This window comes from Pilosibacter sp. YYHA0881 (assembly GCF_051602715.1).
Classification (GTDB): Bacteria; Bacillota; Clostridia; order Lachnospirales; family Lachnospiraceae; genus Alitiscatomonas; species Alitiscatomonas aceti.
Window position 1 is genome coordinate 698,011 of the sequence record NZ_CP175657.1, and the last position, 26,594, is coordinate 724,604.

Annotated in this window: 23 protein-coding genes and 3 tRNA genes; 1 reads left to right on the forward strand and 25 read right to left on the reverse strand. The window is 54.4% G+C overall.

What is annotated here, in order from left to right; genetic code table 11:
- Nucleotides 1–89: 89 nt before the first annotated feature.
- The 15 genes from ACI6NM_RS03380 to pyrH form a co-directional block, all read right to left on the reverse strand.
- The gene (locus ACI6NM_RS03380) at nucleotides 90–1,439 is read right to left on the reverse strand and encodes a glycosyltransferase (RefSeq protein WP_262426846.1); all 1,350 of its coding nucleotides are present in this window, start codon (nucleotides 1,437–1,439) and stop codon (nucleotides 90–92) included.
- Nucleotides 1,440–1,457: 18 nt separating this feature from the next.
- Nucleotides 1,458–2,255 (reverse strand): M55 family metallopeptidase, encoded by a 798-nt coding sequence (locus ACI6NM_RS03385; RefSeq protein WP_022273958.1) that lies wholly within the window; start codon nucleotides 2,253–2,255, stop codon nucleotides 1,458–1,460.
- A 147-nt stretch (nucleotides 2,256–2,402) separates the two neighbouring features.
- Nucleotides 2,403–2,475: transfer RNA gene (locus tag ACI6NM_RS03390), tRNA-Thr, on the reverse strand.
- Between the two features lie 41 nt (nucleotides 2,476–2,516).
- Nucleotides 2,517–2,588 (reverse strand) — tRNA-Glu (locus ACI6NM_RS03395).
- 6 nt (nucleotides 2,589–2,594) lie between these two features.
- A tRNA-Pro gene (locus ACI6NM_RS03400) sits at nucleotides 2,595–2,668 on the reverse strand.
- 163 nt (nucleotides 2,669–2,831) lie between these two features.
- Nucleotides 2,832–3,125, reverse strand: a complete 294-nt coding sequence (locus ACI6NM_RS03405) for a metal-sensing transcriptional repressor (protein WP_158357637.1) — start codon at nucleotides 3,123–3,125, stop codon at nucleotides 2,832–2,834.
- A gap of 47 nt (nucleotides 3,126–3,172) precedes the next feature.
- Complete coding sequence (locus ACI6NM_RS03410; protein ID WP_316451089.1) at nucleotides 3,173–5,710, reverse strand: heavy metal translocating P-type ATPase; 2,538 nt, start codon at nucleotides 5,708–5,710, stop codon at nucleotides 3,173–3,175.
- A gap of 126 nt (nucleotides 5,711–5,836) precedes the next feature.
- Nucleotides 5,837–10,393: a PolC-type DNA polymerase III gene (locus ACI6NM_RS03415; RefSeq protein WP_262426847.1), complete on the reverse strand. Its 4,557-nt coding sequence runs from the start codon at nucleotides 10,391–10,393 to the stop codon at nucleotides 5,837–5,839.
- Complete coding sequence (ispG, locus tag ACI6NM_RS03420) at nucleotides 10,393–11,460, reverse strand: flavodoxin-dependent (E)-4-hydroxy-3-methylbut-2-enyl-diphosphate synthase (RefSeq protein WP_262426848.1); 1,068 nt, start codon at nucleotides 11,458–11,460, stop codon at nucleotides 10,393–10,395. Before ispG ends, ACI6NM_RS03415 begins: the two co-directional genes overlap by 1 nt.
- Before the next feature lie 45 nt (nucleotides 11,461–11,505).
- Entirely contained in the window at nucleotides 11,506–12,585 is a 1,080-nt protein-coding gene (locus tag ACI6NM_RS03425; RefSeq protein WP_262426849.1) for a M50 family metallopeptidase, read from the reverse strand.
- A gap of 12 nt (nucleotides 12,586–12,597) precedes the next feature.
- On the reverse strand, nucleotides 12,598–13,761 hold the full coding sequence (locus tag ACI6NM_RS03430; protein WP_262426850.1) for a 1-deoxy-D-xylulose-5-phosphate reductoisomerase: 1,164 nt from the start codon (nucleotides 13,759–13,761) through the stop codon (nucleotides 12,598–12,600).
- A 19-nt stretch (nucleotides 13,762–13,780) separates the two neighbouring features.
- Entirely contained in the window at nucleotides 13,781–14,587 is an 807-nt protein-coding gene (locus ACI6NM_RS03435; protein ID WP_262426851.1) for a phosphatidate cytidylyltransferase, read from the reverse strand.
- Between the two features lie 11 nt (nucleotides 14,588–14,598).
- On the reverse strand, nucleotides 14,599–15,327 hold the full coding sequence (locus ACI6NM_RS03440) for an undecaprenyl pyrophosphate synthase (protein ID WP_262426852.1): 729 nt from the start codon (nucleotides 15,325–15,327) through the stop codon (nucleotides 14,599–14,601).
- 77 nt (nucleotides 15,328–15,404) lie between these two features.
- Nucleotides 15,405–15,959 carry a ribosome recycling factor gene (frr, locus tag ACI6NM_RS03445; protein WP_262426853.1) on the reverse strand — a complete coding sequence of 185 codons (555 nt, stop codon included), beginning with the start codon at nucleotides 15,957–15,959 and terminating at the stop codon, nucleotides 15,405–15,407.
- Nucleotides 15,960–15,971: 12 nt separating this feature from the next.
- On the reverse strand, nucleotides 15,972–16,676 hold the full coding sequence (pyrH, locus tag ACI6NM_RS03450) for a UMP kinase (RefSeq protein ID WP_158357439.1): 705 nt from the start codon (nucleotides 16,674–16,676) through the stop codon (nucleotides 15,972–15,974).
- A 288-nt stretch (nucleotides 16,677–16,964) separates the two neighbouring features.
- Between pyrH and ACI6NM_RS03455 the strand changes: the two genes are divergently transcribed.
- Nucleotides 16,965–17,531, forward strand: a complete 567-nt coding sequence (locus ACI6NM_RS03455; protein WP_262426854.1) for a flavin reductase family protein — start codon at nucleotides 16,965–16,967, stop codon at nucleotides 17,529–17,531.
- A 66-nt stretch (nucleotides 17,532–17,597) separates the two neighbouring features.
- Here ACI6NM_RS03455 and rbr read toward each other — a convergent pair whose 3' ends face one another.
- From rbr to ACI6NM_RS03505, 10 genes are all read right to left on the reverse strand, one after another.
- Nucleotides 17,598–18,131, reverse strand: coding sequence for a rubrerythrin (gene rbr, locus ACI6NM_RS03460; protein WP_022273619.1), 534 nt, complete (start codon nucleotides 18,129–18,131; stop codon nucleotides 17,598–17,600).
- Nucleotides 18,132–18,274: 143 nt separating this feature from the next.
- A complete protein-coding gene (locus ACI6NM_RS03465; protein ID WP_262426855.1) occupies nucleotides 18,275–19,303 on the reverse strand; it encodes a threonine aldolase family protein in 1,029 nt (342 codons plus the stop codon).
- On the reverse strand, nucleotides 19,290–19,898 hold the full coding sequence (locus tag ACI6NM_RS03470) for a hypothetical protein (protein ID WP_262426856.1): 609 nt from the start codon (nucleotides 19,896–19,898) through the stop codon (nucleotides 19,290–19,292). Before ACI6NM_RS03470 ends, ACI6NM_RS03465 begins: the two co-directional genes overlap by 14 nt.
- A 280-nt stretch (nucleotides 19,899–20,178) precedes the next feature.
- Entirely contained in the window at nucleotides 20,179–22,260 is a 2,082-nt protein-coding gene (locus tag ACI6NM_RS03475) for a heavy metal translocating P-type ATPase (RefSeq protein WP_262426857.1), read from the reverse strand.
- A 129-nt stretch (nucleotides 22,261–22,389) separates the two neighbouring features.
- Nucleotides 22,390–22,686, reverse strand: a complete 297-nt coding sequence (locus ACI6NM_RS03480) for a DUF6110 family protein (RefSeq protein ID WP_262426858.1) — start codon at nucleotides 22,684–22,686, stop codon at nucleotides 22,390–22,392.
- Nucleotides 22,687–22,840: 154 nt separating this feature from the next.
- Nucleotides 22,841–23,134: a Fur family transcriptional regulator gene (locus ACI6NM_RS03485; RefSeq protein WP_262426859.1), complete on the reverse strand. Its 294-nt coding sequence runs from the start codon at nucleotides 23,132–23,134 to the stop codon at nucleotides 22,841–22,843.
- Between the two features lie 113 nt (nucleotides 23,135–23,247).
- On the reverse strand, nucleotides 23,248–24,315 hold the full coding sequence (gene rsmH / locus ACI6NM_RS03490) for a 16S rRNA (cytosine(1402)-N(4))-methyltransferase RsmH (protein WP_262426860.1): 1,068 nt from the start codon (nucleotides 24,313–24,315) through the stop codon (nucleotides 23,248–23,250).
- 178 nt (nucleotides 24,316–24,493) lie between these two features.
- The gene (locus ACI6NM_RS03495; protein WP_022273615.1) at nucleotides 24,494–25,363 is read right to left on the reverse strand and encodes a DUF362 domain-containing protein; all 870 of its coding nucleotides are present in this window, start codon (nucleotides 25,361–25,363) and stop codon (nucleotides 24,494–24,496) included.
- A 52-nt stretch (nucleotides 25,364–25,415) separates the two neighbouring features.
- Nucleotides 25,416–25,880, reverse strand: a complete 465-nt coding sequence (locus tag ACI6NM_RS03500; protein WP_262426861.1) for a GNAT family N-acetyltransferase — start codon at nucleotides 25,878–25,880, stop codon at nucleotides 25,416–25,418.
- Nucleotides 25,881–25,894: 14 nt separating this feature from the next.
- Nucleotides 25,895–26,593 carry a radical SAM protein gene (locus ACI6NM_RS03505; protein WP_262426862.1) on the reverse strand — a complete coding sequence of 233 codons (699 nt, stop codon included), beginning with the start codon at nucleotides 26,591–26,593 and terminating at the stop codon, nucleotides 25,895–25,897.
- Nucleotide 26,594: the final 1 nt, after the last annotated feature.

Sequence of the window (26,594 nt, forward strand, 5' to 3'; positions counted from 1 at the left end):
TTCCTTCGAGCCCTAGCTATTCTATCATTCCCGCAGGGTTTCGTCTAATAGAATTAACCGATTTCCTGACCAGTCCATATAGTTTTTATCTATACTCTGGGCACTTTCGACTTTTTCTTTTTTCTGGCCGTGACCTGCATGTCCTCTTTTTTCAGGACCCGGCAGATATTTTCCTTGATCCGGTTGGAAAGAAAGGCATACTGGATCATCTCCTCCTCACTGAAGCCGGCATATTTTGCCATCTCATAGTCCTTTCGGGCCGTTCCCAGCTCTGCCAGCACCGGCTCCGCCGCCGCAAGCAGCACCACGTCCGCCTGCTCCCCGGTCTGGATGAACTCCTTCATGGACAGCTTCTGAAGAGCAAGGGCCAGGCGGGCCCGGGACATGCCGGTGATATCCGCCAGCTCCTTTAAGGTGTCCACCCGCGGCTTCTGGCTGAGGTAGACCAGGAGGCTGATCTCCGGCAGGGTCAGGCTGTACCGGATGGCCACCGGCTCCACATAATGGTCCAGCAGCTTCCGGTCCCGGTATGCGTCCAGCAGAGCCCCGTCGCCTCTCAGGGCGTCATGGTTCACGCTGCTCCTTTCATCCCCCAGGCGGACAGCCCCTGGAAAAATGGACAGGGGGACCGCTCCGTCGCCGGCAGCGGCCAGGAGAAACCGATACACATACAGACGGTTCTTTTCATAGTCCTCTTCCGTCAGCACCGATTTATAAAAATCGTGGTAATACTCAAAGACCATGCGCTTCATCTTGATGGTCTTTGTGAGGCTCAGTCCCTGGCTCACCAGGGACCCCTTGGTCTTCACATAATAATATACCGGCACCCGCAGGGCATACACAGTCTTTACATGGCGCAGATACTCCAGATTGAACATGAAATCCTCGCACCAGCTTATGGTCTTATCCATGGAAAGCCCATGCTGCGCGATGATCTCCCGCTTAAACAGCTTATTCCAGAGAACACCGTAATAAAAATCCGCCGGGTTCTCCATCATAAAGCCGGCAAATTCCTCCAGACTCAGAAGCCCGTCCTTTTCAATGTCCCCCTTATGGGCCACCCGGTCCCCGATGACCCGGTAAAAATCCGCGATCACCATGTCCGCCCCGCTGTCCCTGGCTGCCCGTACCATAAGGCTGGTGGCGTCCGGTGTGATCCAGTCGTCGCTGTCCAGAAACTGGACGAATGTTCCCCGGGCCTCTGAAAGCCCCAGATTCCTGGTATCCGATACTCCCGTGTTCTCCTTGTGGATCACCCGGACCCTCCGGTCCCCGTTCTCGTATTCCCGGCAGATCCCGGCCGAAGAATCCGTACTGCCGTCATCCACCAGAAGCAGCTCAAAATCCGTAAATCCCTGGTTTAAAACGCTCTCGATGCACCGCCGGAGGGTCTCCTCCGCGTTATAGACCGGCACAATGATGCTTACGATGGGATCCATAGCCTCCCGTCTCCTTTTCTAATAAACTACAAAATTATGGGCCGTCACCACATCCATCCAGTTTTCTGTCTCCAGACGGTTGGTAAAGGGATCCACTGCCTTCATCCCCGGGAAGAACGACATCTGATATGCCTTTTTCCAGTCCTTATAGGTCACCTCGTATACGAATTTTTCCGGAAGCTCCACATGGCACCGGCCGATCTTTCCCAGTGCCTCCTTCGTCTGCTCCCTGAGGGCTTCCATGACCGTTTCCGGCGGGCAGCAGAAGGTTGCGTTCCCGACTCCGCGCTTGGTCTGTACTGCGGCGATCTCCGGCACCAGCTCCTTTGCCGCGGCGCAGATCGCCTCGTCCCCGGAGATAAAGGCCACAGGAACTCCCAGGGAAGCCGCCGTGAAGCTGTTGAGCATAAACTCGCTCATGCGCTTTCCGTTGAGGGTGATATACAGGCTGTTGCCAGTGGAGGTATGGCTGACGGCAAACTCCGGACAGCCGGCCGCCGCATGATAGCCAACATAAAGGACGGCGTCAAAGGTGGGATCCAGGCCGAACATCATATTGTAGGGATGTCCGCTCTTCCCGCGGATCAGCGTCACATAGGACGGCATCTGAAGAGGATCGATGTTGGAGGCGTCTCCATGGCCGTCCTTTACGACGATCTCATCGGCTCCGGCCTCATGGGCCGCCTCGCAGACCGCCAGAACCTCTTTTGTCATCTGTTTTGCAAAGGGGGCGTACACCGCCTCATTCTTATGGGTCTCGATGTTTGAGAACACTCCACAGCAGCCCTCGATATCCGCACTGATAAATACTTTCATAAAATAACCTCCCATTTCATAGGCTCGTTTTGTTTTCCGTTATCATATCACAGATCCCGCACCGGGTCAATTTCTGGATCCGGTCCCGGCCGGGACAGCTTTTCCTATCAAATAAAAAAAGCCCTTGAAAAGTCAAAGGCTTTAAACAGCTCCCTGCCGGACTCGAACCGGCGACCTACGCATTACGAATGCGTCGCTCTACCAACTGAGCCAAGGAAGCACCTAGTAAAAATGCTGCTGCAGCAGCTCTGCAGCAGCAAGTGACCTGACCGGGAATCGAACCCGGGTTTACGCCGTGAGAGGGCGTCGTCTTGACCGCTTGACCATCAGGCCTTGGAGTCGAGGCGACAAGATTCGAACTTGCGACCTCTGCGTCCCGAACGCAGCGCTCTACCAAACTGAGCCACGCCTCGATCACAGACGTAAGTATAATATAAAACTCAAAAAATGTCAACCATATTTTTCATTTTTTTTCAAACAATTGTAACAGTTCCGCCATGCATCTTCCAGATGCCTGCATGATACAAAAACGCAGGCGGATCTTTGCATGGCGGAACCATTACTGGCAATTCTTTTTTACAGCATTTTCCGGATGGTCTCGCACAGCTCGTCCACGGCCTTATCCGCATCCCCGTTTTTGATCTCCTCCACCACGCAGGATTTGACATGGCTGGACAGCAGGGTCCTGCTGAACCCGTTTAACGCCGACTGGATCGCAGATACCTGGACCAGGATATCGGTGCAGTACCGCTCATCCTGGACCATGGCCTTCACTCCCCGTACCTGTCCCTCGATCCGGTTCAGCCGGCTGATGAGGTCTTTTTCCTCCTTTGCTGATCTGTGCTTGTGTCTGATCTCACATTCTTCCATTCCTGTGCTCTTATTCTCGTCCACGATCTCTCTCCTTGTCTCAAAAACTAGTCAATCACCTTGTAATCCTGATCCTCTACTGCTTTTTTAAGAACGTCATACGCCACGTCCTCCTTTAAGGTCACCACAGCGGTGCCCGCCTCATGGCTCACAGCGGCGCTTTCCACTCCGGGAACTGCCTCCAGGGCCTTTTTCACCCGGGCCTCGCAGTGGCCGCACATCATACCCTCGATCTTTAAAGTCTTTTCCATGATCTTCTTCTCCTTTTTCTTTTTTTCAGCTTTTATCTTCCTGTCTCTGTCTGCCCGGTGCAGATCAAAGAAGTTCAGCCTCAGTGCATTGGATACGACGCAGAAGCTGGATAAGCTCATGGCCGCAGCGCCGAACATGGGATTCAGCTTCCACCCCAGGACCGGGATAAAAAGCCCCATGGCCAGGGGGATGCCCACCACATTATAAAAGAACGCCCAGAACAGGTTTTCATGGATGTTCCTCAAGGCCGCCCGGCTTAAGCGGATGGCCGCCGGAACGTCCGACAGGCGGCTCTTCATCAGTACCACATCCGCCGCGTCGATGGCAATGTCGGTGCCCGCTCCGATGGCGATGCCCGTATCCGCCCGTGTAAGGGCCGGAGCGTCGTTGATCCCGTCGCCGACCATGGCCACCCGGCCCTGCTCCTTTAAGGCCCGCACAGCGCTTTCCTTGCCGTCTGGAAGGACGCCCGCAATGACCTCGTCCACTCCGGCTTCCCGGCCTACGGCCCTTGCGGTCCGTTCATTGTCCCCGGTCAGCATCACCACGCGGATCCCCATGTTCTGCAGTTCCTTCACAGCCCTGGGACTGTCCTCTTTTATGACGTCCGCCACGGCTATGATCCCCAGGAAACGCTCTCCTGAACCGAAGAAGAGCGGGGTCTTTCCATTCTCTGCCAGGGCCAGGGCCTGGTCTCTGGCTGCCTCCGGTACAGAGACCTTCGTCTCCATGAACCGGAGATTTCCGCCGTACACCGGCGTTCCTTCTGCCAGGGCCGTAAGGCCGTTTCCCGGAAGGGCTTTGAACTCTGTCACCGTTCCCGGCGCAAGCCCCTCTTCCTCAGCCTTCAGAAGCACGGCCTTTGCCAGAGGATGCTCGCTTTTTTTCTCCAGGGCGCAGGCCATGGAAAGGAGCTCCCCTTCCTGGACCCCCTCCCCGGGGATCAGATCCGTGACCCGGGGCTCCCCGCTGGTGATAGTGCCGGTCTTATCCAGGACCACGATCTCTGTCTTCCCGGTCTCCTCCAGGGACACAGCCGTTTTAAACAGGAGCCCGTTTTTCGCACCCAGTCCGTTGCCCACCATGATAGCCACCGGCGTGGCCAGCCCCAGGGCGCAGGGGCAGCTGATCACCAGCACCGAGATCCCCCGGGCCAGGGCAAATCCATAGGTCTCCCCGGCCGCCAGCCAGCCAATGACCGTAAGGACCGCAATGGCAATGACCGCCGGGACAAAGACGCCCGACACCCGGTCCGCGACCTTGGCAATGGGAGCCTTGGTGGCCGCCGCGTCGCTGACCATTTTTATGATCTGGAAAAGGGTGGTGTCCTCTCCTACCCGGGACGCCTCACAGCGGATAAAGCCCGACTGGTTCACCGTGGCCGCAGATACCATATCTCCAGGGCCTTTATCCGCCGGGATGCTCTCTCCGGTCAGGGCCGCTTCATTGACCGCACTCTCTCCCTCTAAGACCACGCCGTCCACGGGAATGTTTTCTCCAGGCCGCACCACAAAGATATCGCCCTTTTTCACCTGGGCAATGGGAACCTCTGTTTCCACGCCGTCCCGTTCCACCACAGCCGTTTTGGGGGCTAGCTTCATGAGGCCCTTTAAGGCATCAGTGGTCCTTCCTTTGGACCGGGCCTCCAGCATCTTTCCCACCGTGATGAGAGTTAAGATCATGGCCGCCGACTCAAAGTAGAACTCGTGCATATACGTCATGACCCCGGCCATATCGCCGTTTAACTGGGCCTCCGTCATTTCAAACAGGGCATATACGCTCCATCCGAAGGAAGCGGCGGACCCCAGGGCCACCAGGGTGTCCATATTGGGAGCCCGGTGCAGGAGCCCCTTAAAGCCGCTGATAAAAAATTTCTGGTTGATCACCATGACCGCCGCTGACAGCAGAAGCTGCAGAAGGCCCACGGCCACATGATTGTCCGCAAAAAACTCCGGGACCGGCCAGCCCCACATCATATGTCCCATGGAAAAATACATGAGGACGGCCAGGAATCCCAGGGAGGAGAACAGCCGTTTTTTTAATACCGGAGTCTCGTGATCCGCCAGGGCGTCCTCGTCAAAGGCCGCGCCCCCGGCGGCAGGACCGCTCCCGGCTCCGTCCTCTCCGCTGCGGCTTCCCTTTACCGAGGCCCCATAACCCGCCTCCTTCACGGCGGCGATGATATCGGCAGCGTCTGCGCTTCCCTCTACGCCCATGGAGTTGGTCAGAAGACTCACAGAGCAGGACTCCACTCCCGGAACCTTCGACACCGCTTTTTCCACTCTGGCGCTGCAGGCCGCGCAGCTCATGCCGGTCACTGTATATTGCTCCATTGATTCCCTCCGTAACAGATTTTTTCTATACCCGTACTGGGTACATCTATAAAATATCACTTTTGGATATTTCTGTCAAGGAGGGACCGCAATTTTTTCTCACAGCTCCCGGCGGACGGACAGCCGTTAGAAATCGAACAGGGAAAGCTGGTTGGTCTCCGGAAGGTCCTTAAGGATCCCCAGTTCTCCCATCAGGTCGCAGATGGTCTTGCTGACCCTGGTCCGGTTCCTGAAATCCTCCTTGGAGAGGAAGGGACCGTCCTTGGCCGCCTCCTCGATGGAGTCCGCCGCCTTCTCGCCCAGGCCGTCGATGCTGTTGATGGAGGGCATCAGCTTATTTCCCATGACCTGGAAATGCCTGGCCCTGGCCTTATAGATATCCATGGGAAGGAAATCAAAGCCCCTGGCGTACATCTCCTGGACGATCCGCATATCCCTTAAGGTATCCTGCTCTTTTTTGGAAAGGGAGTCGGACCGCCTCTTATAATCTGCCAGATGGCTTTCCAGCTTTTCCCGTCCCAGACACATGATCTCATAGGAAAACGCGCTGGCGCGGATGCTGAAGAAGGAAGCATAATAGGCCAGCGGATAGAATACCTTGCAGTAGGCGATCCGCCAGGCCATCATCACGTAAGCCGCCGCATGGGCCTTGGGGAACATGTACTTGATCTTTTTACAGGACCATATGTACCAGTCGGGCACCCCGTGGGCTGACATCTCCTCCTCCCACTCGGGCTTTAAGCCCTTGCCCTTCCGGACCGATTCCATGATGGTAAAGGCCGTTCCTTCCTCCAGTCCCTGCTGGATCAGATAGACCATGATATCGTCACGGGTGCAGATGGCCGTCTGGATCGTTGCCTTGCCCTCCTGGATCAGGGTCTGGGCGTTGCCCAGCCACACGTCCGTTCCGTGGGCCAGTCCGGCGATCCGCACCAGGTCAGAAAAATATTTGGGCTTTGTATCCAGGAGCATCTGCATGGCAAAGTCCGTTCCGAATTCAGGGACCCCCAGGGCTCCCAGCTTACAGCCGCCGATGTCCTCGGGCGTGATGCCCAGGGCCGAGGTATCCTGGAACAGGCTCATGACCTCCCTGCAGTCCAGAGGGATATCCTTTACAGGATCCAGGCCGATCAGGTCCTGGAGCATACGGATCATGGTGGGATCATCATGGCCCAGGATATCCAGCTTTAACAGGTTGTGGTCAATGGAGTGATAGTCAAAGTGGGTGGTGATGGTCTTGGTGGCCATATCGTTGGCCGGGTGCTGCACTGGAGTGAAGGAATAGATCATCTCTCCCAGGGGAAGGACCACGATGCCGCCGGGGTGCTGGCCAGTGGTGCGCCTTACGCCCACGCAGCCCTGTACGATCCGGTTGATCTCGCAGTTTCTCTTCCTCTCCCCATGCTCCTCAAAATAGTTCTTCACATAGCCGAAGGCCGTCTTGTCCGCCAGGGTGCCGATGGTCCCTGCCCGGAAGGTCTGGCCCTTTCCAAAGATCACCTCCGTGTAATCGTGGGCGCGGCTCTGGTATTCTCCGGAGAAGTTTAAGTCGATATCCGGCTCCTTATCTCCCTTGAACCCCAGGAAGGTCTCAAAGGGAATGTCAAAGCCGTCCTTGGTCAGAGGATGGCCGCAGACCGGGCACAGCTTGTCCGGCATATCGCAGCCGGCCATACCGGAATATTTCTTCACTTCCTCTGAGTCGAAGTCGTAGTAATGGCAGTTGGTGCAGTAATAATGGGGACTTAAGGGGTTTACCTCCGTGATCCCCGACATGGTGGCCACAAAGGACGAACCCACGGAGCCCCGGGAGCCCACCAGATATCCATCCTCGTTGGACTTCCACACCAGTTTCTGGGCAATGATATACATGACGGCAAATCCATTGGAGATAATGGAGGTCAGCTCCCGTTCCAGCCGGTCCGTCACGATCTTCGGAAGGTTTTCCCCGTACATTTCATGGGCGCGGTTGTAGCAGATGTTCCTCAGGGTCTCGTCGGAATTTTCAATGACAGGCGGACACTTATCCGGCCGCACCGGGGCGATGGGCTCGCACATATCGGCGATCTTCCTGGTATTGGCGACCACCACCTCATAGGCCAGATCGCTGCCCAGGTAATCGAACTCTGCGAGCATTTCCTCCGTGGTACGCAGATATAAGGGGGCCTGCTCGTCGCTATCCTTAAAGCCCATGCCGGCCATGAGGATCCTCCGGTAGATCTCGTCCTCCGGATCCAGGAAATGGACGTCGCAGGTGGCGCACACAGGCTTTCCGCACTGCTCCCCCAGGCGCACGATCTTCCGGTTGATCTCCTTCAGATCCTCCACGGTCTTTACGGTGCTCTTTTCATCCCGCAGCATGAACATGTCGTTGCCCAGGGGCTGGATCTCCAGATAGTCATAAAACCGTACCAGCCGCTGGAGCTCCGCGTCAGTGCCTCCCCGCAGGATGGCCTGGTAAAGCTCCCCGGCTTCGCAGGCCGAGCCGATGATCAGTCCCTCCCGGTACTGGTTTAAAAGGCTCTTGGGGATCCTGGGCCGTCTGGAAAAGAACCGCACATGGGACCAGGACACCAGCCGGTACAGGTTCACCCGGCCCAGGTCGTTTTTTGCCAGGATGATCACATGGTAGGTGGGCATTTTCATGATAGCCGAATCCTCCGCCTGGTTAAAGACGTTCAGATCGTCCAGGGTCTCCATACCATGCTGTTTTTTTAACATTTCCACGAATTTCAGGAAAATTCCTGCCGTGGCCTCCGCATCGTCCACGGCCCGGTGGTGGTTCTCCAGGGATACATTTAACGCCTTGGCCACCGTATCCAGCTTATACCGGTTCAGATTGGGAAGGAGCACCCGGGCCAGGGCCACCGTATCCATGACCGTGGGATGGAATTCATATCCCAGAACGGAGGCATTGTGGCTGATGAAGCCCACGTCAAAGGACGCGTTGTGGGCCACCAGCACCGCTCCCCGGGAAAACTCCAGAAACCGCCCCAGGACCGGGCCTATGGTCTCGGCTCCCATGACCATGGCATCGTTTATGCCTGTGAGCCGCTCGATCTCAAAGGGAATGGGCACCTCCGGGTCCACAAACTCGTCCATGCGGTCTGTGATCACTCCGTTTTCCACCCTTACGGCTCCGATCTCGATGATCTTATTCTTCACAGGGGAAAAGCCAGTGGTCTCAATGTCAAATACCACAAAAGCGCCGTCCAGGCTCTGGTTTTTAGAGTTCTCCACGATCTCCTTCATATCGTCCACCAGGTAGCCCTCGACCCCGTAAAGGACCTTGAAGGCATCGCCCTTATCCAGGGCATGGCTGGCATCCGGGAAGGCCTGGACGCAGCCGTGGTCAGTCACAGCCAAGGCCGGCATTCCCCACTGCTTTGCCCGTTTTATGATATCCTTTACCTCAGAAACGCCGTCCATGTCGCTCATTTTCGTATGACAGTGGAGCTCCACCCGCTTCACCGGCGCGTTGTCCACCCGCCGGGTGGTAAAATCCTCGCACTTTTTGATCCCAGTGATGGATCCCACGGTCAGCTCGCCGTCGAACCGGTCGATGGTGGTGATCCCCTTGAGCTTTATGAACTTTCCCTGCTTTATGGCCTCGTCAGCGTCGGCCTCCTGATCCTCTCTCAGAAACATCTTGACGGTGATGCTGTCGGTGAAGTCGGTGAGATCAAAGATCATCATCTTGCTGCCGCTTCTAAGCTCCCTTTTTTCCACCCGGATGATCTTTCCCCGTAAGACCACCTCGCCGATCTCCCCGGCGATCTCATGGATCTCCATGGTCTCGCCCTCGAAATCGCGGCCGTAAAGCACATCAGGATTCTCCGACTTCCGGTAGGGCATTCTTCCTCCCCGGCCGCCGTCCCGCTTAAAGCCGGAGCCAGAGCCGTTCTGGCCGCCCTGGAAGCCGCCGTTTCCGGCTCCGCTGACGGGATTCCCTTTTCCTCCAGCAGTTTTTTTCTCTCCAAAGGTCTTTTTTGTAAAGGTCCGGGAGCCGGGCTTTTGATCCTTGGCCGGGGCGCCCCCCCCGCCTGGATCGCCATGGTCTTCCTCCTGGCCCCGGGATCCTGCCATTTCCTCCTGCCCGCCGCCCATATCCTGGACGTGGGACGCCAGAAGGGCCGCCAGGGCCGCCTCCTCGTCAAAGTCGTCCCGTCTCTCCTTCTCTGCCTTTGTGAAGGAAAACCTTACCTCTGCCGGAAGGCCGCACCGCTCTGTAAAGATCTTTTCCAGGATCCGCCCCACTTCCTTTGAGCGTTCCCGGTAGATCAGATTGTCCTCGATGGTCATGACCATGGTATCCTCTGCCTCAAAGGCCGTTTCCGCCCGGCGCAGGATATTGTATTCGATCATGCCGAAATTCTTAAACTCCATTAGGATGCTGTCCTTGTAGACCTGGTACAGCTTTTCCGGCGTATACTGGGCCGAAAGGCGGTATTTTTCAAGGATCTTCACGGTGATGGAGCGGCCGGGGAAGAGCTGCTTTGCGATCCCCTCCTCCATGCTGCAAATATTCTTTTTATGGATCAGTCTGGGACTTACGATATAGATGCGAAGAGAGCTTCTGTCCTTTGGCATGGATACCTTTTCCACCATGACCAGCTTTAGAAGCTCCTTTAATTCTTCGCCGATATGCAGTCCCGGAAATACTTCCAGAAACGGTTTTTCCATTATTCTCCCTTTGCTTCCTTCATGGCCAGAAGCTCCGCCCGCAGAGCCGGCAGAAGCTCATCCTCCGGCAGCTTCTTAAGGATCTGCCCCTTCTTAATGAGCAGGCCCTCGCCAATGCCTCCGGCAATTCCGATATCTGCCTCCCTGGCCTCTCCCGGTCCGTTGACCACGCAGCCCATGACGGCTACCTTCACATCCAGGTCGATATCCGCCACCATTTCCTCCACCCGGGTGGCCAGGCCGATAAGGTCGATCCTGGTGCGCCCGCAGGTGGGGCAGGAGACCACCTCGATGCCGCCTGTCCTCAGCTTCAGCGCCTTGAGGATCAGCTTGGCGCTCTTTATCTCCTCCACGGGATCCCCGGTCAGGGAAACACGGATGGTGTCCCCAATGCCCTCGTAGAGGATGATCCCCAGGCCCACAGAGGATTTAATATTTCCAGAAAGCAGGGTCCCTGACTCGGTGATCCCCACATGGAGGGGATACCGGCAGTCCCGGGCCAGAAGCTCGTGGGCTTTGACACACATCATCACGTCTGAGGACTTGATGCTCACCACCAGATTATCGTAGCCCAGCTCCTCGATGACCTGGACCTCTCTTCTGGCACTCTCCACCAGGGCCTCCGCCGTGACTCCCCCGTACCGTTCCACCAGCTCCTTCTCCAGGGAGCCGCTGTTGACTCCCACCCGGATGGGGATGTTATACTCCTTTGCCTTATCCACCACAGCTTTGACCCGCTCCCTGGCGCCGATGTTCCCCGGATTGATCCGGATCTTATCAGCACCGCTTTCCATGGCGGCAATGGCCAGCCGGTAATCGAAATGGATATCCGCAACCAGAGGGATATGGATCTCCCGTTTGATCCGGCGGATGGCATCGGCCGCCTCCATGGTGGGCACCGCCACCCGGATGATGTCGCAGCCGGCGGCCTCCAGCTTAAGGATCTGGTCCACTGTGGCCTCCACATCCTCTGTTTTTGTATTGCACATGGACTGGATCAGCACTGGATTCCCTCCGCCGATCACCTTATCTCCGATCCGGATCACCTTCGTATTTTCCCTGTACATAAAATCCTCCAAACTTTCCACAGACCGCCTTGCAGACCGGCGGCCTTACATAAGGAATCTCACATCGTTAAGCAGCACAAACACCATAAAGGCCATGAGAAGCGCCATTCCGGCCATGTTCACCGCGCCCTCGATCCTCTGGTCCACCGGCTTTTTCGCCGCCAGCTCGTAGGCGAGGAACACCAGACGGCCTCCGTCCAGGGCCGGGAACGGCAGCAGGTTCATGACGCCCAGATTGGCGGAAAACATCACCATCAGATTCAGGATGTTCATAAACACCGTTACCAGACCATAGGGCCGCACCTGGTCCACCGTATTGTCGATGATGGAGACGATACGCACCGGGCCGGCAATGTCGTCGGCGCTTATCCGGCCCTTTACCAGCTCCTTTAAGCTGTCCACCACAGTAAGCACTGCGTACCGCACTTCTGCGGCTCCGTATTTTATGATCTTCGGGATGTTAAAGCCCAAGGACTCATAGCCGGAAAACTGGATCCCGGTCAGATACCGGCCGTTCTGGAGCGTAAAAAGATCCGCATCCAGGAACGCCTCATGGCTCTCCCATTTTCCAGTCTCTCCGTCCAGCCGGTCATACTGCACCGTAATGTCCCGGTTCCCGTTTACCAGCATCTTAAGGACCACATCCCTGGCGATCATCACCCGGCGGCCGCCGATCTTTGTGATCACATCTCCGGCCTTAAGCCCTGCCGCATCCGCCGCCTGGCCCGGCGTCACCTCCTGGATCCTTGCCGGATCGTAACCGGACCAGGATACGATGACCATGGCGAATACAAAGGCCAGGATAAAATTAAAGACCGGGCCTGCGGCCACCACGGACATCCGGGCCGCCGGGGATCTTGAGAAAAACGAGACTCCGCTTCCGTCCTCCAGGGCGCTCTCCCCTTCTTCGTCGCCGAATTCCCCCAGCATGGCGCAGGAGCCGCCGAAGGGGAACAGCTTCCAGGAATATCTGGTCCCGCTTTTTTTACTCACATGGGAAAGGAGCCGGGGACCAAATCCCAGGGAAAACTCCACCACAGTGATCCCATTGAGCCTGGCCAGAAGAAAATGGCCAAACTCATGGAATAAAACTATCACACTTAAGACAACCAGTGCCAGTATCACACTATTCCTCCATTATATCTGAAAATTATTCTTTTCCTGCCGTCTGCGCAGGAACTCATACGTTTCCTGCTCCGCTTCCAGGACCTGTTCCAGAGACGGATGGCTGATCCTTGTATGATGGGCCATGGCCTCGGCGATCATATCCGTGATCTCCAGGTATCCGGCCCTGCGGTCCAGGAATTCCGCCACGGCAAACTCATTGGCCGCGTTGAACACCACCGGCAGGGAGCCTTCGGCCCTTCCGGCCTCATAGGCCAGAGCCAGACCGCGGAAATTTTCCGGATCCGGCTTCTCAAAGGAGATCTCCGTCAGCTTCCAGAAATCTAGCCGGTCCCCAGCCAGGGGCCGCCGCTCCGGATAATACAAGGCATACTGGATCGGAAGCTTCATATCCGGCGTTCCCAACTGGGCCATGACGGCCCCGTCCTCAAACTGTACCATGGAGTGGATGATGCTCTTGGGCTGCACCACCACCTGGATCCGGTCCAGGTCCACGTCAAAGAGCCACCTGGCCTCCATCACCTCCAGGCCCTTATTGACCATGGTAGAGCTGTCGATGGTGATCTTTCTTCCCATGGACCAGTTGGGATGCTTTAAGGCATCCTCCACCTGCACGCGCTCCATCTGCTTCCTGGTCCAGCCCCGGAAAGGGCCTCCGGAGGCCGTCAGAAGGATCTTATCTATCTTATTCCCATGCTCTCCGTTTAAGCACTGGAAAATGGCGCTGTGCTCGCTGTCCACCGGAAGAAGACGCACCTGGTGCTCTCTGGCCAGGGGGACGATGAGATGGCCCGCTGTCACCAGCGTTTCTTTATTGGCCAGGGCAATGTCCTTTCCCGATTTAATGGCAGCCATGGTGGGACGGATTCCGATCATCCCTACCACCGCCGTCACCAGGATCTCATATCCGTCCATGGCCGCGATCTCCATGAGGCCGTCCATGCCGGAAACGATCTTTGTATCCGTATCCCCGACCCGCAGGGCCAGGTCCTTTGCCTTTTCTTCGTCCCAGACGCCGCAGACAGCCGGCTTAAATTCCCGGATCTGCTCCTCCAGGAGCCTGATATTGCTTCCCGCCGCAATGGCTTTTACTGAAATATCCCCGTTGGCCCGCACCACATCCAGGGTCTGGGTGCCGATGGAGCCGGTGGAGCCGAGGATCCCTATGGTCTTCATTTCGATTTCCCTCTTTCTCTTATCGTAAGCCCAGGAACATCACTGCAAAGTAAATGGCCGGGGCCGTAAAGATCATGCTGTCGAACCGGTCTAAGATCCCGCCGTGGCCGGGGATCAGATGGCCGTAGTCCTTGACGCCGTGATTCCGTTTGATGGCAGAGGCCGCCAGATCCCCGATCTGGGAGATCACAGCCGCAATGGCACATGCGGCGGCGCTGATGACGCCGGGCCGGGCCAGCTCCACCATATGGCCTTCAAAGTATGCGCCGTATAAAAAGCCCAGGAGGGCCGCTCCCAGAACGCCTCCCACGGCTCCCTCCACCGTCTTTTTTGGGCTCAGCTTCGGCGCCATCTTATGCTTTCCAAGGAGCATTCCCGCACAGTAGGCACAGGTATCGCAGCCCCAGGAGCTTAAAACGATGAGCCACACCAGGTATTTTCCGTCTGGCATGGAGCGCACCTGATACAGGTAGGAAAACATCAGCCCCACATAAAAGATCCCGAAAAAGGCCACTGTGATCTGCTCGGTGGTAAATTTAGGGAACGTAAACACATAGATGGTCATTAAAAGCATCAGCGCCGCGATGGCAAGGAAGGTCACATGACGGTCCATGCCAGTCCATACGATGGCATAATACGCCAGAACGGCCCCGTAGCCCACCAGGCCCGGCAGCTCCTTTTCGATCTTCATGACCCGGTACAGCTCAAAAAGGCCGATCAGGGAAATTGCCAGGGACACCAGAAACAGAAGCGTCCCTCCCTTAACCAGCAGAAATGCCGCCAGAATCACCAAAACGATCCCGCTGATCAGTCTGGTCGTAAACATATTGTCACCCCTTACTTCTTCTCCGTCTGGGAAACGCCGCCGAACCGGCGTTCTCTCTTATTATACTGGCGGATGGCCTCCAGTAATTCCTCTTTGTTGAAATCCGGCCAGAGGCAGTCGGTCACATAGAGCTCCGAATAAGCAAGCTGCCAGAGCAGGTAATTGGAAAGACGCAGTTCCCCGCTGGTGCGGATCAGAAGATCCGGATCCGGGATCCCGGCAGTATCCAGATAGGAGGCAAACCGGCTTTCCGTCATCTCCTCCTCTGTGATCCTTCCGGCCTTCACATCCTCCATGACCTTTTTTACAGCCCGGGTGATCTCATCCCGGCTCCCGTAATTGACGGCGATCACAAAGGTAAGACCTGTATTGTCCTTTGTCTCTCGTTCCAGGCTGTCGATCCCCTCCACGATATCCGGCGCAAACCGGCTCCTCTCTCCGATCATCCTTACCCGCACATTATTGGCCTTGGCGATCTTTAAAAGACGTTTTGTATAATACCGGAACAGCTGCATCAGGGCTCCCACTTCCTCTGCCGGCCGCTTCCAGTTTTCTGTGGAAAAGCCATAGACCGTCAGGTACCGGATCCCCAGTCTGGCTGCGTCTTCTACGATCTGCTCCACAGTCTCGCAGCCCTTTTTATGGCCCAGCTGTCTGGGAAGGCCCCGTTTTTTTGCCCAGCGGCCGTTTCCATCCAGGATCAGCGCCACATGGGCAGGAATCTTGAGATTTTCTTCCATTTTTTCCTCCCGTCCGGCATCCTTAGCCGGATTTCAAAAGACAGGGGCCAGGTTTCCCTGCCCCCTGTGATCTTATCTTATACTGTAAGGATCTCTTTCGTCTTGTTCTCCACAGCCTTGTCGATCTTCTCGATGGCCTTGTCGGTGATCTTCTGGATCTTTTCCTCAGCATCCTTTAAATCGTCCTCAGAGATCTCATCGTTCTTTTGCATCTTCTTAAAGGTATCATTGGCATCGCGGCGGATATTGCGGACTGCCACCTTGGCATTCTCGCCCTTCTTCTTTACATCCTTGGCCAGCTCCTTACGTCTGTCCTCGGTGAGCTCCGGGAAGATCAGGCGGATGCAGGAACCGTCGTTGTTGGGGTTGATGCCCAGATCCGAGGTCTGGATCGCTTTTTCAATGGCCTTTAACAGGCTCTTCTCCCAGGGCTGGATCAGGATCATCCGGGCTTCGGGCACGGAGATATTTCCCACCTGCTGGATCGGGGTCGGAGTTCCGTAATAGTCTACTTTGATCTTATCCAGAACGTGCGGATTGGCGCGTCCGGCACGAATGGAGGCGTAATCGTTCATCAGGCTGTCAATGGTCTTGTCCATCTTTTCTTCGTAGATCTTTAACTGTTCTTTCATAATAACCTCCTGTTATGAAACGGTAACGATGGTACCGTTAATATTTCCCTGCATGGCGTTGGCGATGCCGTTTTCCTCATTTAAGGAAAATACGGCCATGGGCATTTTATGCTCCATGCACATGATGGACGCCGTCAGGTCCACCACTGCTAACTGCTTGTCGATCACTTCCTGGATGGAGACTGTATCGTACTTTTTCGCAGCCGGATTGACCCTGGGATCGCTGTCATAAACGCCGTCAATGGCCTTGGCCAGGAGAATGCAGTCCGCATCCATCTCAATGGCCCGCAGTGTGATGGTCGTATCCGTGGAGAAATAGGGATGTCCGATCCCTCCGGCGAAAAATACTACCATGCCTCTTTCAAAGTATTTATTGGCCCGATCCTTGGAAAACAGCTTCGTCATAGAGCCGCACTCAAAGGGGGTTAAGATCTGGGTCTTCATTCCAGTGTTACGGAAGATCTCAGATACGTAAATACAGTTCATGACGGTGGCTAACATTCCGATCTGGTCCGCCTTGGTACGGTCGATGGCGTCGCTGGTACGGCCTCTCCAGAAGTTTCCTCCGCCGATGACGATGCCCACCTGGACGCCGGCATCCACCGAAAGCTTCACCTGTCTTGCAACCTCTTTTACCGTATCCTCGTCAAAACCTGTTTTTTTCGGACCAGCCAGCGCTTCGCCGCTGAGCTTTAAAAAAACGCGTTTCATTTTCATTCTCTGCGCTCTCCTATGTATTTTGTTGTAACCGTCCGGCCATTGGAGATCCGGCGCTTCCTGTCCGCCGCAGGCGGCAGGAAGGGGCATAGCTGAACGGTTCTATTTTGTTTGTAGGAAATTATATCATACTTTCTGTGAATTGCCAACATGGATTTAAAAGGTTCTCCAGGTTCCCGCTTTCAGCCGTCTTTTCATATCAGCACTTGCATTCCTTTTTCCAAGAGATATAATGGAAGAATAAGGAACCGTTTCCGTCAATTTCATATAAAAAGCGAGGTAATCACAATGAGAAAAAAACTTGATCTGACCGAAGGTATTTTCCCCATGCCGGTTTTAATGGTGGCCACCTACAATGAGGACGGAAGCGTAAACGTCATGAACGCCGCCTGGGGCACCATGCAGAAACGGGGCAATGTGGCCCTTAACCTTTCCGAAGCCCATAAGACCTTAAAAAACATCAAGGCAAGAGGTGCCTTCACCGTAAGCATCGCCGATGCTACCCATGTGACAGAGGCCGATTATTTCGGGGTGGAATCCGGAAATAAGGCTCCTGATAAATTTGCCAACAGCGGCCTCACTGCCAGCCGGTCCGAATTCGTGGACGCTCCAGTGATCAACGAATTCCCCCTCTGCCTGGAATGTACCTTCATTGAATACCAGGATGGGGCATACGGCTGCGGCGTCATCGGAAAGGTCGTGAACGTGACCGCAGACGAAAGCGTCATGGACGGGGACCGGGTCGATATGGACCGGGTAAATGCCATCGCCTTCGATCCCTATACCCACGGCTATTATAAGGTGTCCGGAAGAGTCGGAGAGGCTTTTAAAGACGGATTGAAGCTCAAAAAATAGATCTTCAGCGCTTTTTTATTCTTTTCCGAAAAAATCCCCCGGGGCCGCGCTCCGGGGGATCCACTTTTAGTAATTCTCTGCCTTTACTTCAAAGAAGCTCTGGGGATGGGCGCAGACCGGGCAGACTGCCGGGGCCTTTTTCCCGATCACGATATGGCCGCAGTTCCTGCACACCCACATCACCTCTTCGCTCTTTTCAAAGACCTTTTTCATCTCCACGTTCTCCAGAAGCTTTAAATAACGCTCCTCATGGGTCTTCTCGATCTCCGCCACCATACGGAACTTATGGGCCAGGGCTGTAAAGCCTTCGGCCTCCGCCTCCTGGGCAAAGGTCTTGTACATATCGGTCCACTCATAGTTCTCTCCGGCCGCAGCGGCTTTTAAGTTCTCTGCTGTATTTCCCAGGAGGGATAATTCCTTGAACCACATTTTGGCATGTTCTTTTTCATTATCTGCCGTTTCCTGGAAGATCGCGGCGATCTGCTCATAGCCTTCTTTTTTTGCGACGCTGGCAAAATACGTATACTTGTTCCTTGCCTGGGACTCGCCGGCAAATGCGGCGATCAGATTCTGCTCTGTCTTACTTCCTTTTAATTCCATTGCAATTCCCTCCATAAGATTATTTTTACTGACATTTTTATCTTATGGATCATTATGCCAAAAGTCAATGGATCCTATTCAGAAATTCACACATCCTTCACATTACATATACAGCCCACTGGCAGGCCGGTAAACAGTGAGTGTTACATCAGCGCCAGGAGCTTCCGGATATCCTCTTCCTTTGTTGCCCAGCTGGTGGCAAACCGCACCACCGTATGGTCCGCATCCTTTTTCTCCCAGATACTGAAGCTCACTTCCTTCCTCAACTCCTCCAGCTTTTTGTTCTCCAGGATCACAAACTGCTGGTTCGTGGGAGAGCCGATATGGAAGCCATAGCCCTTTTCCTTCAGCCCCTGCTTTAAAACCTCAGCCATCTGGATGGCATGGCGGCTTACTTCCATATAAAGGCCATCGGTGAACAGCGTATCAAACTGGATCCCCAGAAGACGTCTCTTGGCTAAAAGCGCTCCGTGCTGCTTGATGATAGTAAAGAAATGCTTCGGAACCTGCTCCTTTTTCGGGAACACAACGGCCTCTCCGCAGAGAGCCCCCACCTTTGTTCCTCCGATATAAAAGGCATCGCAGTATTCGGCGATCACCGGCAGGGTCACATCCGTACCATGGGCCGCAAGACCGTATCCCAGTCTTGCTCCGTCCATATACAGGGGGATCCCATACGCTTTGCAGACCTGGTGGAGCCCCTTCAGCTCATTTTTTGTATACAGTGTACCGTATTCCGTGGGATGAGAAATGTAGACCATGCCCGGGAATACCATATGCTCATGCGTCTCATCTCCCCAGAACGTCTTTAAAAGAGCTTCCAGCTCCCCGGCGTCCAGCTTTCCTTCATGATGGGGAAGTGTGATGACCTTATGGCCGGAAGCCTCGATGGCTCCGGACTCGTGGCAGTTCACATGGCCTGTCTCTGCGGAAACCACTCCCTCATAAGAGGATAAAAGCCCGTCGATGACTGTGGCGTTGGTCTGGGTGCCGCCCACCAGGAAGAACACCTCTCCTTCCGGGCACTGGCATGCATCCAGGATCTTCTCCCTGGCACTGGCGCAGTAGGGGTCTGCTCCATAGCCGGGCAGCTTCTCCATGTTCGTTTCGATCAGTCGGTTTAAGATTTTTTCATGGGCTCCTTCCAGATAATCACATTCAAATGCCAGCATCGTTATTTCCTCCCCTGCTTGTTTTTTCAGATCTTTCGAGCCGTTCACGCCGTTCGCCTCTTCCGGGTCTCTCCGCTTTCTCAGACTGACCCTGTCTCTCTCCCCGCGTCTGCCGTTCCCCTCTGGAAGCACGCTCCGGCTTTCCTGCCCGTTCCTGTAACTCTCCCCGTTCCGGTTTTTCCAGTCCCTCTCCCCGGCTCCGTTCTCCTCTGGATTCGGGCCTGCTCTCCCTTTTTTCCTTCTTTTCTTTCTTGTCCTCTCGGAAACTCTTAAGGACCAGGCTGGACGGGTAACGGTACGCATAGGTGCAGCTCCTCATAAGCGCTTCCTCCTCCGGAGTCCGGCACACGCTGAGGATCATATCTTCCTCTTCCTGAAGAAGGTATGCCTCGCCGTTTCCATCCCTCTCACGGATTTCTTTATAGATCCGGTATTTTCTGTAATACTCCGGACATGGAGCCTGTCTCGCCTTCACCGGTTCGGGCACAATATTGAGTTTATAGGCATCTGACATCCTGGCCAGGATATTATGTACCTTTTCGCAGTTTTCCCTGGACACCATATCAGGAAACGGAATACAGACCATGTAATTCATTTTCTGTCCCTCTTTCTCTTTCATGTATTTCATGATATTGGGGTCAAAAGCTATTTTGACCCCTGTGATACCGGATTGCTCCGCACGATGGCTCCAACAATCTCCAAACCACCTCAAATCCGCTCATTTTTGAATGAAAAAGAACGGATTTGAGGTGTTTTGGCAGGTCTCAAGTTCAAAGTGCCTCCCACAAGCAGGCTCGCATCGGATTCATCGGTCTTTTGACCCTGATATCATTTCATTTTCTGAATATAGATTATATCATGGTGTCCGTTCCTTTTCAATAGTCCCGCAGCAGGTTGGTCATGCTTTCCAGACTCACCAGCAGCGTAGAAGAATTATGGCAAAGGGCGGATAAAGCCGGAGGCATAATTCCAGAAACTCCAAGCCCCATCAGGGCCAGATTAAAACCGATCACAAACCGGTAATTCTTTCTGACTCTCTGCATAAGCCTAGTACTCAGGGTCCTGAGGATCACCAGCTGCTCCAGCACATCTCCGGAAACCGTGATATCTGCGATCTCTCTGGCAATCTGGGCTCCCTCACTGACAGCAATTCCCACATCCGCCGCTGAAAGCGCCGGTGAATCGTTAATTCCATCACCGACCATAATGACCCTGTGGCCCTCTGCCTTTTCCTGCTCCACAAACGCTGCCTTGTCCTCTGGAAGCACTTCGGATCTGTAATCATCCATACCCGTCCGGGCTGCAATGGCTCTGGCAGTCCTCTCACTGTCCCCGGTCATCATGACCACCTTCCGGATCCCCAGCTTCCGCAGTTCTGCCACCACAGCTGGAGCCTCCTCCCTAAGGGGATCTTCGATCAAGATCACTGCCGCCAGACGGCCTCCCAAAGCTAGATACAGATGGGAAAATTCCTCCGGAAGCGACTGGAAAAGATCCTCCTCTCCCTCCGGGACCACACATTTTTCATCTTCAAACACAAAGTGTCTGCTGCCTATGACTGCCCGCTCGTTTCCTACATAGGTGGCAATCCCGTGGGCAACAATATAATCCACCTGGGAATGCATCTCCTCATGGATCAGCCTGCGGCGTCTGGATTCAGCCACCACAGCATTGGCAATGGAATGAGGGAAATGCTCCTCCAGACAGGCCGCCAGACGGAGTACATCCTCCTCTCTCCTGCCCTCAAAAGGAACGATGCCCGCCACCACCGGCTCAGCCTTTGTGAGCGTTCCTGTTTTATCGAATACAATCGTATCCGCCTCTGCCATTGCCTCCAGGTAAACTCCCCCTTTTACCGTGATCCCATAGCTGCTGGCCTCCCTCATGGCGGACAGCACCGCCAGAGGCATAGACAGCTTCAGAGCACAGGAAAAATCCACCATTAAGACCGATATTGCCCTCGACGGGCTTCTTGTAAGGAGCCATGTAAGCAGCGTCCCTCCAAAGCTCCAGGGAACCAGAGTATCTGCCAGAGAGGCCGCTTTTCCTTCCAACACCGATTTCAGCTTTTCTGATTCCTCGATCATGGCTGTGATCCTCTCGAACCGGGTGGAGCCAGAGGTTTTTTTCACCACAACTGTCAGATTTCCTTCCTCAGTCACAGTTCCCGCATAAACATACGATCCTGCCGCCTTTCTTACGGCTATGGATTCTCCTGTCATGGATGCCTGATTTACCATGGCCTCCCCGGAAGAAACTTCTCCATCCAGGGGAATCACATTTCCAGTGCAGACAACGATCTCATCTCCTTCCTTCACTTCTGTAATGGGAACTAGGATCTGCGAGTTCTCCGTCTTCAGCCATACCTTTTCAATATTCAGGGAAAGGCTCCGTGCCAGATCTCCTACGGATTTTTTATGGGTCCATTCCTCCAACAGTTCTCCCATTCCCAGAAGGAACATGATGGAACCAGCTGTATCAAAATCCCTTCTTGCCAGCGACACGATAACGGCTGCAGCATCCAGTACTTCTGCCCCCAGCTTTCTTTTCATAAGACAGCGGATTCCTTTGGCCAGGAATCCGGCGGACCGTATCAGCACAAAGGCGGCCCTGACCGGTGCCGGGAAAAAAAACTTCGCTGTAATCCGCAGTGCCGTCCTTCCCACCAGCTTTGTCTGATACTTCTGGTTCAGCTCTCTCCCACTGTTCTCGGGGACCAGCCTGTTTAACTCCGGGTCCTCCGGATCAAATTTAAGGATCTGTTGGATCAGTTCCTTCTTTTCCCCTGTATAAATGATGGACGCGTCTCCTGTCCGTTCATAAACCCGGGCATCTGATACCATGGAAAGACTGCCCAGATATGCAGCAAACAGATCCGCCTGCCGTATGGTCATGGCTCCCCCGCATATATGGATCCGGATCCGCCCTCTGATCTCATGTTTTACAATCAGCTTCATATTTCTATATCTCCATAATTAATTTTACGATGCCGGGGCAAAAACCTCTTCCCCAGCATTTTTTACGAAACGCAAGACCCTGGATACAAAAAGAGGGCTGCACCGTCCCATGCATCCCCCACATCTGTATCAGCTCCGAGAAGCTTCCTCCCCGCAGTCTGAATCCTGGCACTCCGAGTCATATTCTTCCGTCTCAGCCGCAGCCCTGGCCCTGTTGATCTCCTCTGCTTCAGCCAGGATATCCTCTGCGTCCGCTTGAAGGCTTTCCGCCGTCTTCATTGCGCAGTCCCGGGCCCGCAGTCCTGCCGCAAGGCAGTTCACATATAATTTTTTCGCATCCTTGCTTCCAAGGACCTTAAGTCCGGCTGTCCCGAATAAAACGCCTCCTGCAAAAATTCCCAGTTTTTTTAAATGCGATCCATTCATTGTATTTTCCTCCTCATTTCTTACTTATGTCTGTATCCTGTCAACATGGTCATAATAAAGCAGAAAACCGCAGCCCATGCCCAGAATCGGTGCTGTTTCATATTCCTCACTCCCCGCTCACTGGTCTTTCTGTGCTCTGAACTCCCGTATTGTATCACCCGCACTTTTTATTAGTCAAATCTAACTCATGGTGTTGGGAAATTTTGTCATTTTCTGGATCCACATAACCATAGCCGCAGCGGAGGATCCCCATTTCTTCCAGCGTCCGCATGGTACGGTACACCGTGGACAGGCCGATGGACGGATCCCTTCTGGATGCCTCTATGTAAATTTCTTTACAGTTCACCCACTGTTTTTTCAGCATTTCCTCAAAAATGATCTGTCTCTGTTTTGTGATCCTCTTCCCTCTGGCTTTAAAGGCATGCTCAAGCTGTTCCCTGGTCCACATACGTTTCCTTCTTTCTGCCTCAGTTTATCGGTTAGTTTTTTCTAATCACCTTTTAAATGTTAGCACTGTCTAACCAAAATGTCAAGCTGCTTATTAAAAAAGCAGCGAAAGCATCATGCTCTCACTGCCCAACGCATTTTTGTGGATCTGGCTCTGGGATTTCTCTGACACTCCTCAGCCGATGGACGGATCACATCTCCGGATATCTCCTGGTAAAGCCCGTCCTTTTTTCCTTCCTTGAAATAATGCTTCACCAGCCTGTCCTCACCCGAATGAAAGGTCAGGATTGCCGCCCGTCCGCCTGGAGCCAGGATATCCGGCAGGCTCCCCAGGAACCGGTCCAGCACTTCAAATTCGCTGTTTACGTCGATTCTCAGCGCCTGGAAACAGCGTCTGCAGGATTTCGCCGCAGCCTCCTTCCTTTCCTGTTCGGGAAGAAAGCTCAATGCATCCTCAATGGTTTCCTTCATCTGGATCGTGGTTTTTATAAAGTCCTTCTTCCGGTTCCTTTTAAAAACAGCCGCTGCGATCTCCTCCGCGTAAGGTTCATCCGAATTTTCTCTGAACATCCCTGCCAGCTCTTCCTTCGTCACCTCCAGCAGGCGCTCTGCCGCCGAAACTCCCTTTTCCGGATCCAACCGTAGATCCAATGGTCCCTCTGCCTTATAGGTAAAGCCCCGCTCCGGATTATCGATCTGCATGGAGGAAACGCCCAGATCGGCCAGAATAAAATCAAACTTCCCCACTTCCCTGGAAAGCTCCAGGACATCGGCAAAATTCATTTTCCGGACTGTGAAAATATCCGCTCCATACCCCTTTTCCCTAATCCTGGTCTCAGTCTTTACGATCTCAATGGGATCCACGTCCAGACCATAAAGATGGCCGGAGCCCTCCAGCTTTTCCAGCATCCTCCGGCTGTGGCCGCCATAACCCAGAGTGGCGTCCAGCCCCCTCTGGCCTGGCTGGATCTGTAAAAATTCCAGGATCTCATCGACGCAGATGGATAAATGCATCCCCGCCGGCGTGCTGCCCTTGGAGATCACCTTTTCAATGGTCTCCGCGTATTTCTCCGGTTCTCTCTCTTTATATTTCTCCTCAAATGTCCGGGGATGCGTCCCCTTATAACGGACCCGCCGCTTATGGGGCTTCTGCATATCCTGATTCTGGTTCTGTTCTGCCATTCCCTCTTTGTCCTTTCCTCGTCTTTCGTTCCATTGTATCACGGACGGCTCCCGTTTTCCATAGTTTTCGGTTTTCCCGGTCCCAGACCGCAGGATCCAGCCCCGGGCCGCAAAAACCGGCTGGCATCCGGCAGCTTCCTGCCAGACACACAGCCGGTCTCACCTTATGTCTGTTTTATTATTTTACTTCCACCAGCTCATACTCTCTGGAGCCGAAGCCCAGGGCAGCGGCAGCCTCGATGGTGTGGACGCCGTTGCGGCTCTCCACCCGCTCCAAGAAGTGCTTCTGTCCCGGATCATCCGTTGCCGCATATACCAGATCGATGCAGGCCTGGTCGATGGCGATGGGATCCTCGGAAACAAGGATACCGATATCCTTCATGCAGGGATCCTCTGCAACGGCGCAGCAGTCGCAGTCCACAGACATATTCATCATCACGTTTACATACACCGCGTTTCCATGGAAGAAATCCACTACGGATTTGGCCGCATCCGCCATGGATTCCAGGAAGGAATCATGGTCAGAGGTCCAGATCTTTTCCGGGTCTCCGGCGCCGTGGACGTACGCCTTTCCATAAGAGGAAGCGCAGCCGATGGCCAGCTGCTTTAAGGCTCCGCCGTATCCGCCCATGGGATGGCCCTTAAAGTGGGACAGCACCAGAATGGAATCGTAGTTCTTCATGTTCTTTCCCACGAAGTTTTTCTGGATCACCTTTCCTTCTGGAATGGAGAGTTCCAGATCCGGGCCTTCTGCATCCATGAGATCCACGCGGAAATATTTTTTCCAGCCATGGGCCTCCAGGGTGCTCATATGTTTGGCTGTGGTATTTCTCTGCCCTTCGTAAGCAGTATTACATTCTACCACATTGCCTCCTACCATATCGATGATGGGCTTCCAGAAGGCGGGCTTTAAAAAGTTCTGGTTTCCCACCTCGCCGGAGTGCAGCTTAATAGCCACCTTTCCCGGCAGTTCCTTTCCCAGAAGGCGGTACAGCTCCACCACCTTTTCCGGGGTGATCTCTCTTGTGAAAAATACTTTCGACTTCATATCGAATCTCCTTTCCTGAAGGGATATAATGGATAGCTTTATTATATCGCTGTCAGGCGGTTCTGTCTATCACTTCTGTCTTTATGATGCGAAATCCCTGCTTCCTGTACATCTCCATGGCCCGGCGGTTCCAGTCTGCCACATGGAGTACTGCGGGACCGCCTCCCTCTGATTCCAGAAGCGCCAGGGCCCACTGTAAAAGGCCCCTTCCCAGACCCCGGCCCTGAAATTCTCCCTTCACCACCAGATCGTCGATCTCATTCCCATAAACGGCCACCGATCCCGCCAGGGTTCCTGAGATCTCCAGGATCCAGATCTCTGACCGTCTCCGGGCCAGCTCTTCCCGGCCGGCGCAGCATTCCGCCGGCTGCAGCTCCAGAGCCGTCCGCATGGCCAGAAAGCAGCCGTTGTACATGGTCCTGTATTCCTCATAATCGCTGTCCTGGTAATTTCTCAGGTCCAGGGATGTCTCTGCCCTTCCTCCTGCATATTCCATGGTATGTACAGTAAATTTCAATCCTCTTCCTCCGTTCAGCCGACCCCGAAATCCGTGATCTCATAAAGGACCTCCACTGCGGGATCCTCCATAAGCCACTGGTACTCATCCATGAACCAGTCCACCAGAGCCTGGTCCCGACGGATGGGAGTGGTATTATTATTGTAGACGTTGACGGTCCCCAGCTTAAAATACCGCTTCAGACAGTCGATGTCATACCGGATCATGTCCTTTGTCTGGCCCTGGATCCCCACCATAAGACATGGCGAGTCGAAATATTCCGCTACCTCCCCCGGCTCCCGGAAATCCGCATGCTTATTCAGGACACGCTGGCGGAAATCATAGTCAAAGGTCTCAACGCCGATCTTGAAGATAATGGGGACGCCCATCCGCTCCCGCATTTCCTCCAGCTTATGACGGTAGATCCAGTGGGCCTCAAAAAACAGCTGCTGTATATTTTTATTATGCACAAGGGCCGCGATCCCGTCAAGCGTCGCCTCGGGAAGCTCAAAGCAGCTCCCCGAATTGATGATCTCCAGGGCTCCCATGTCTCCCGCCACCTGGGCCAGTACCTGCTGGTTTAAGGCCTCCATGGCCTCCCGGTCCCTTCCGTTGTCCTCGATATAATCACAGAAGGCGCATTTTCCCCAGGCACAGGGAAAGCCCCTAAGGAGACATATCTCCCTCTGATTTTTAGCAGTGATCCTGCTGTACCGTTCCTCTGGTATTCCCATA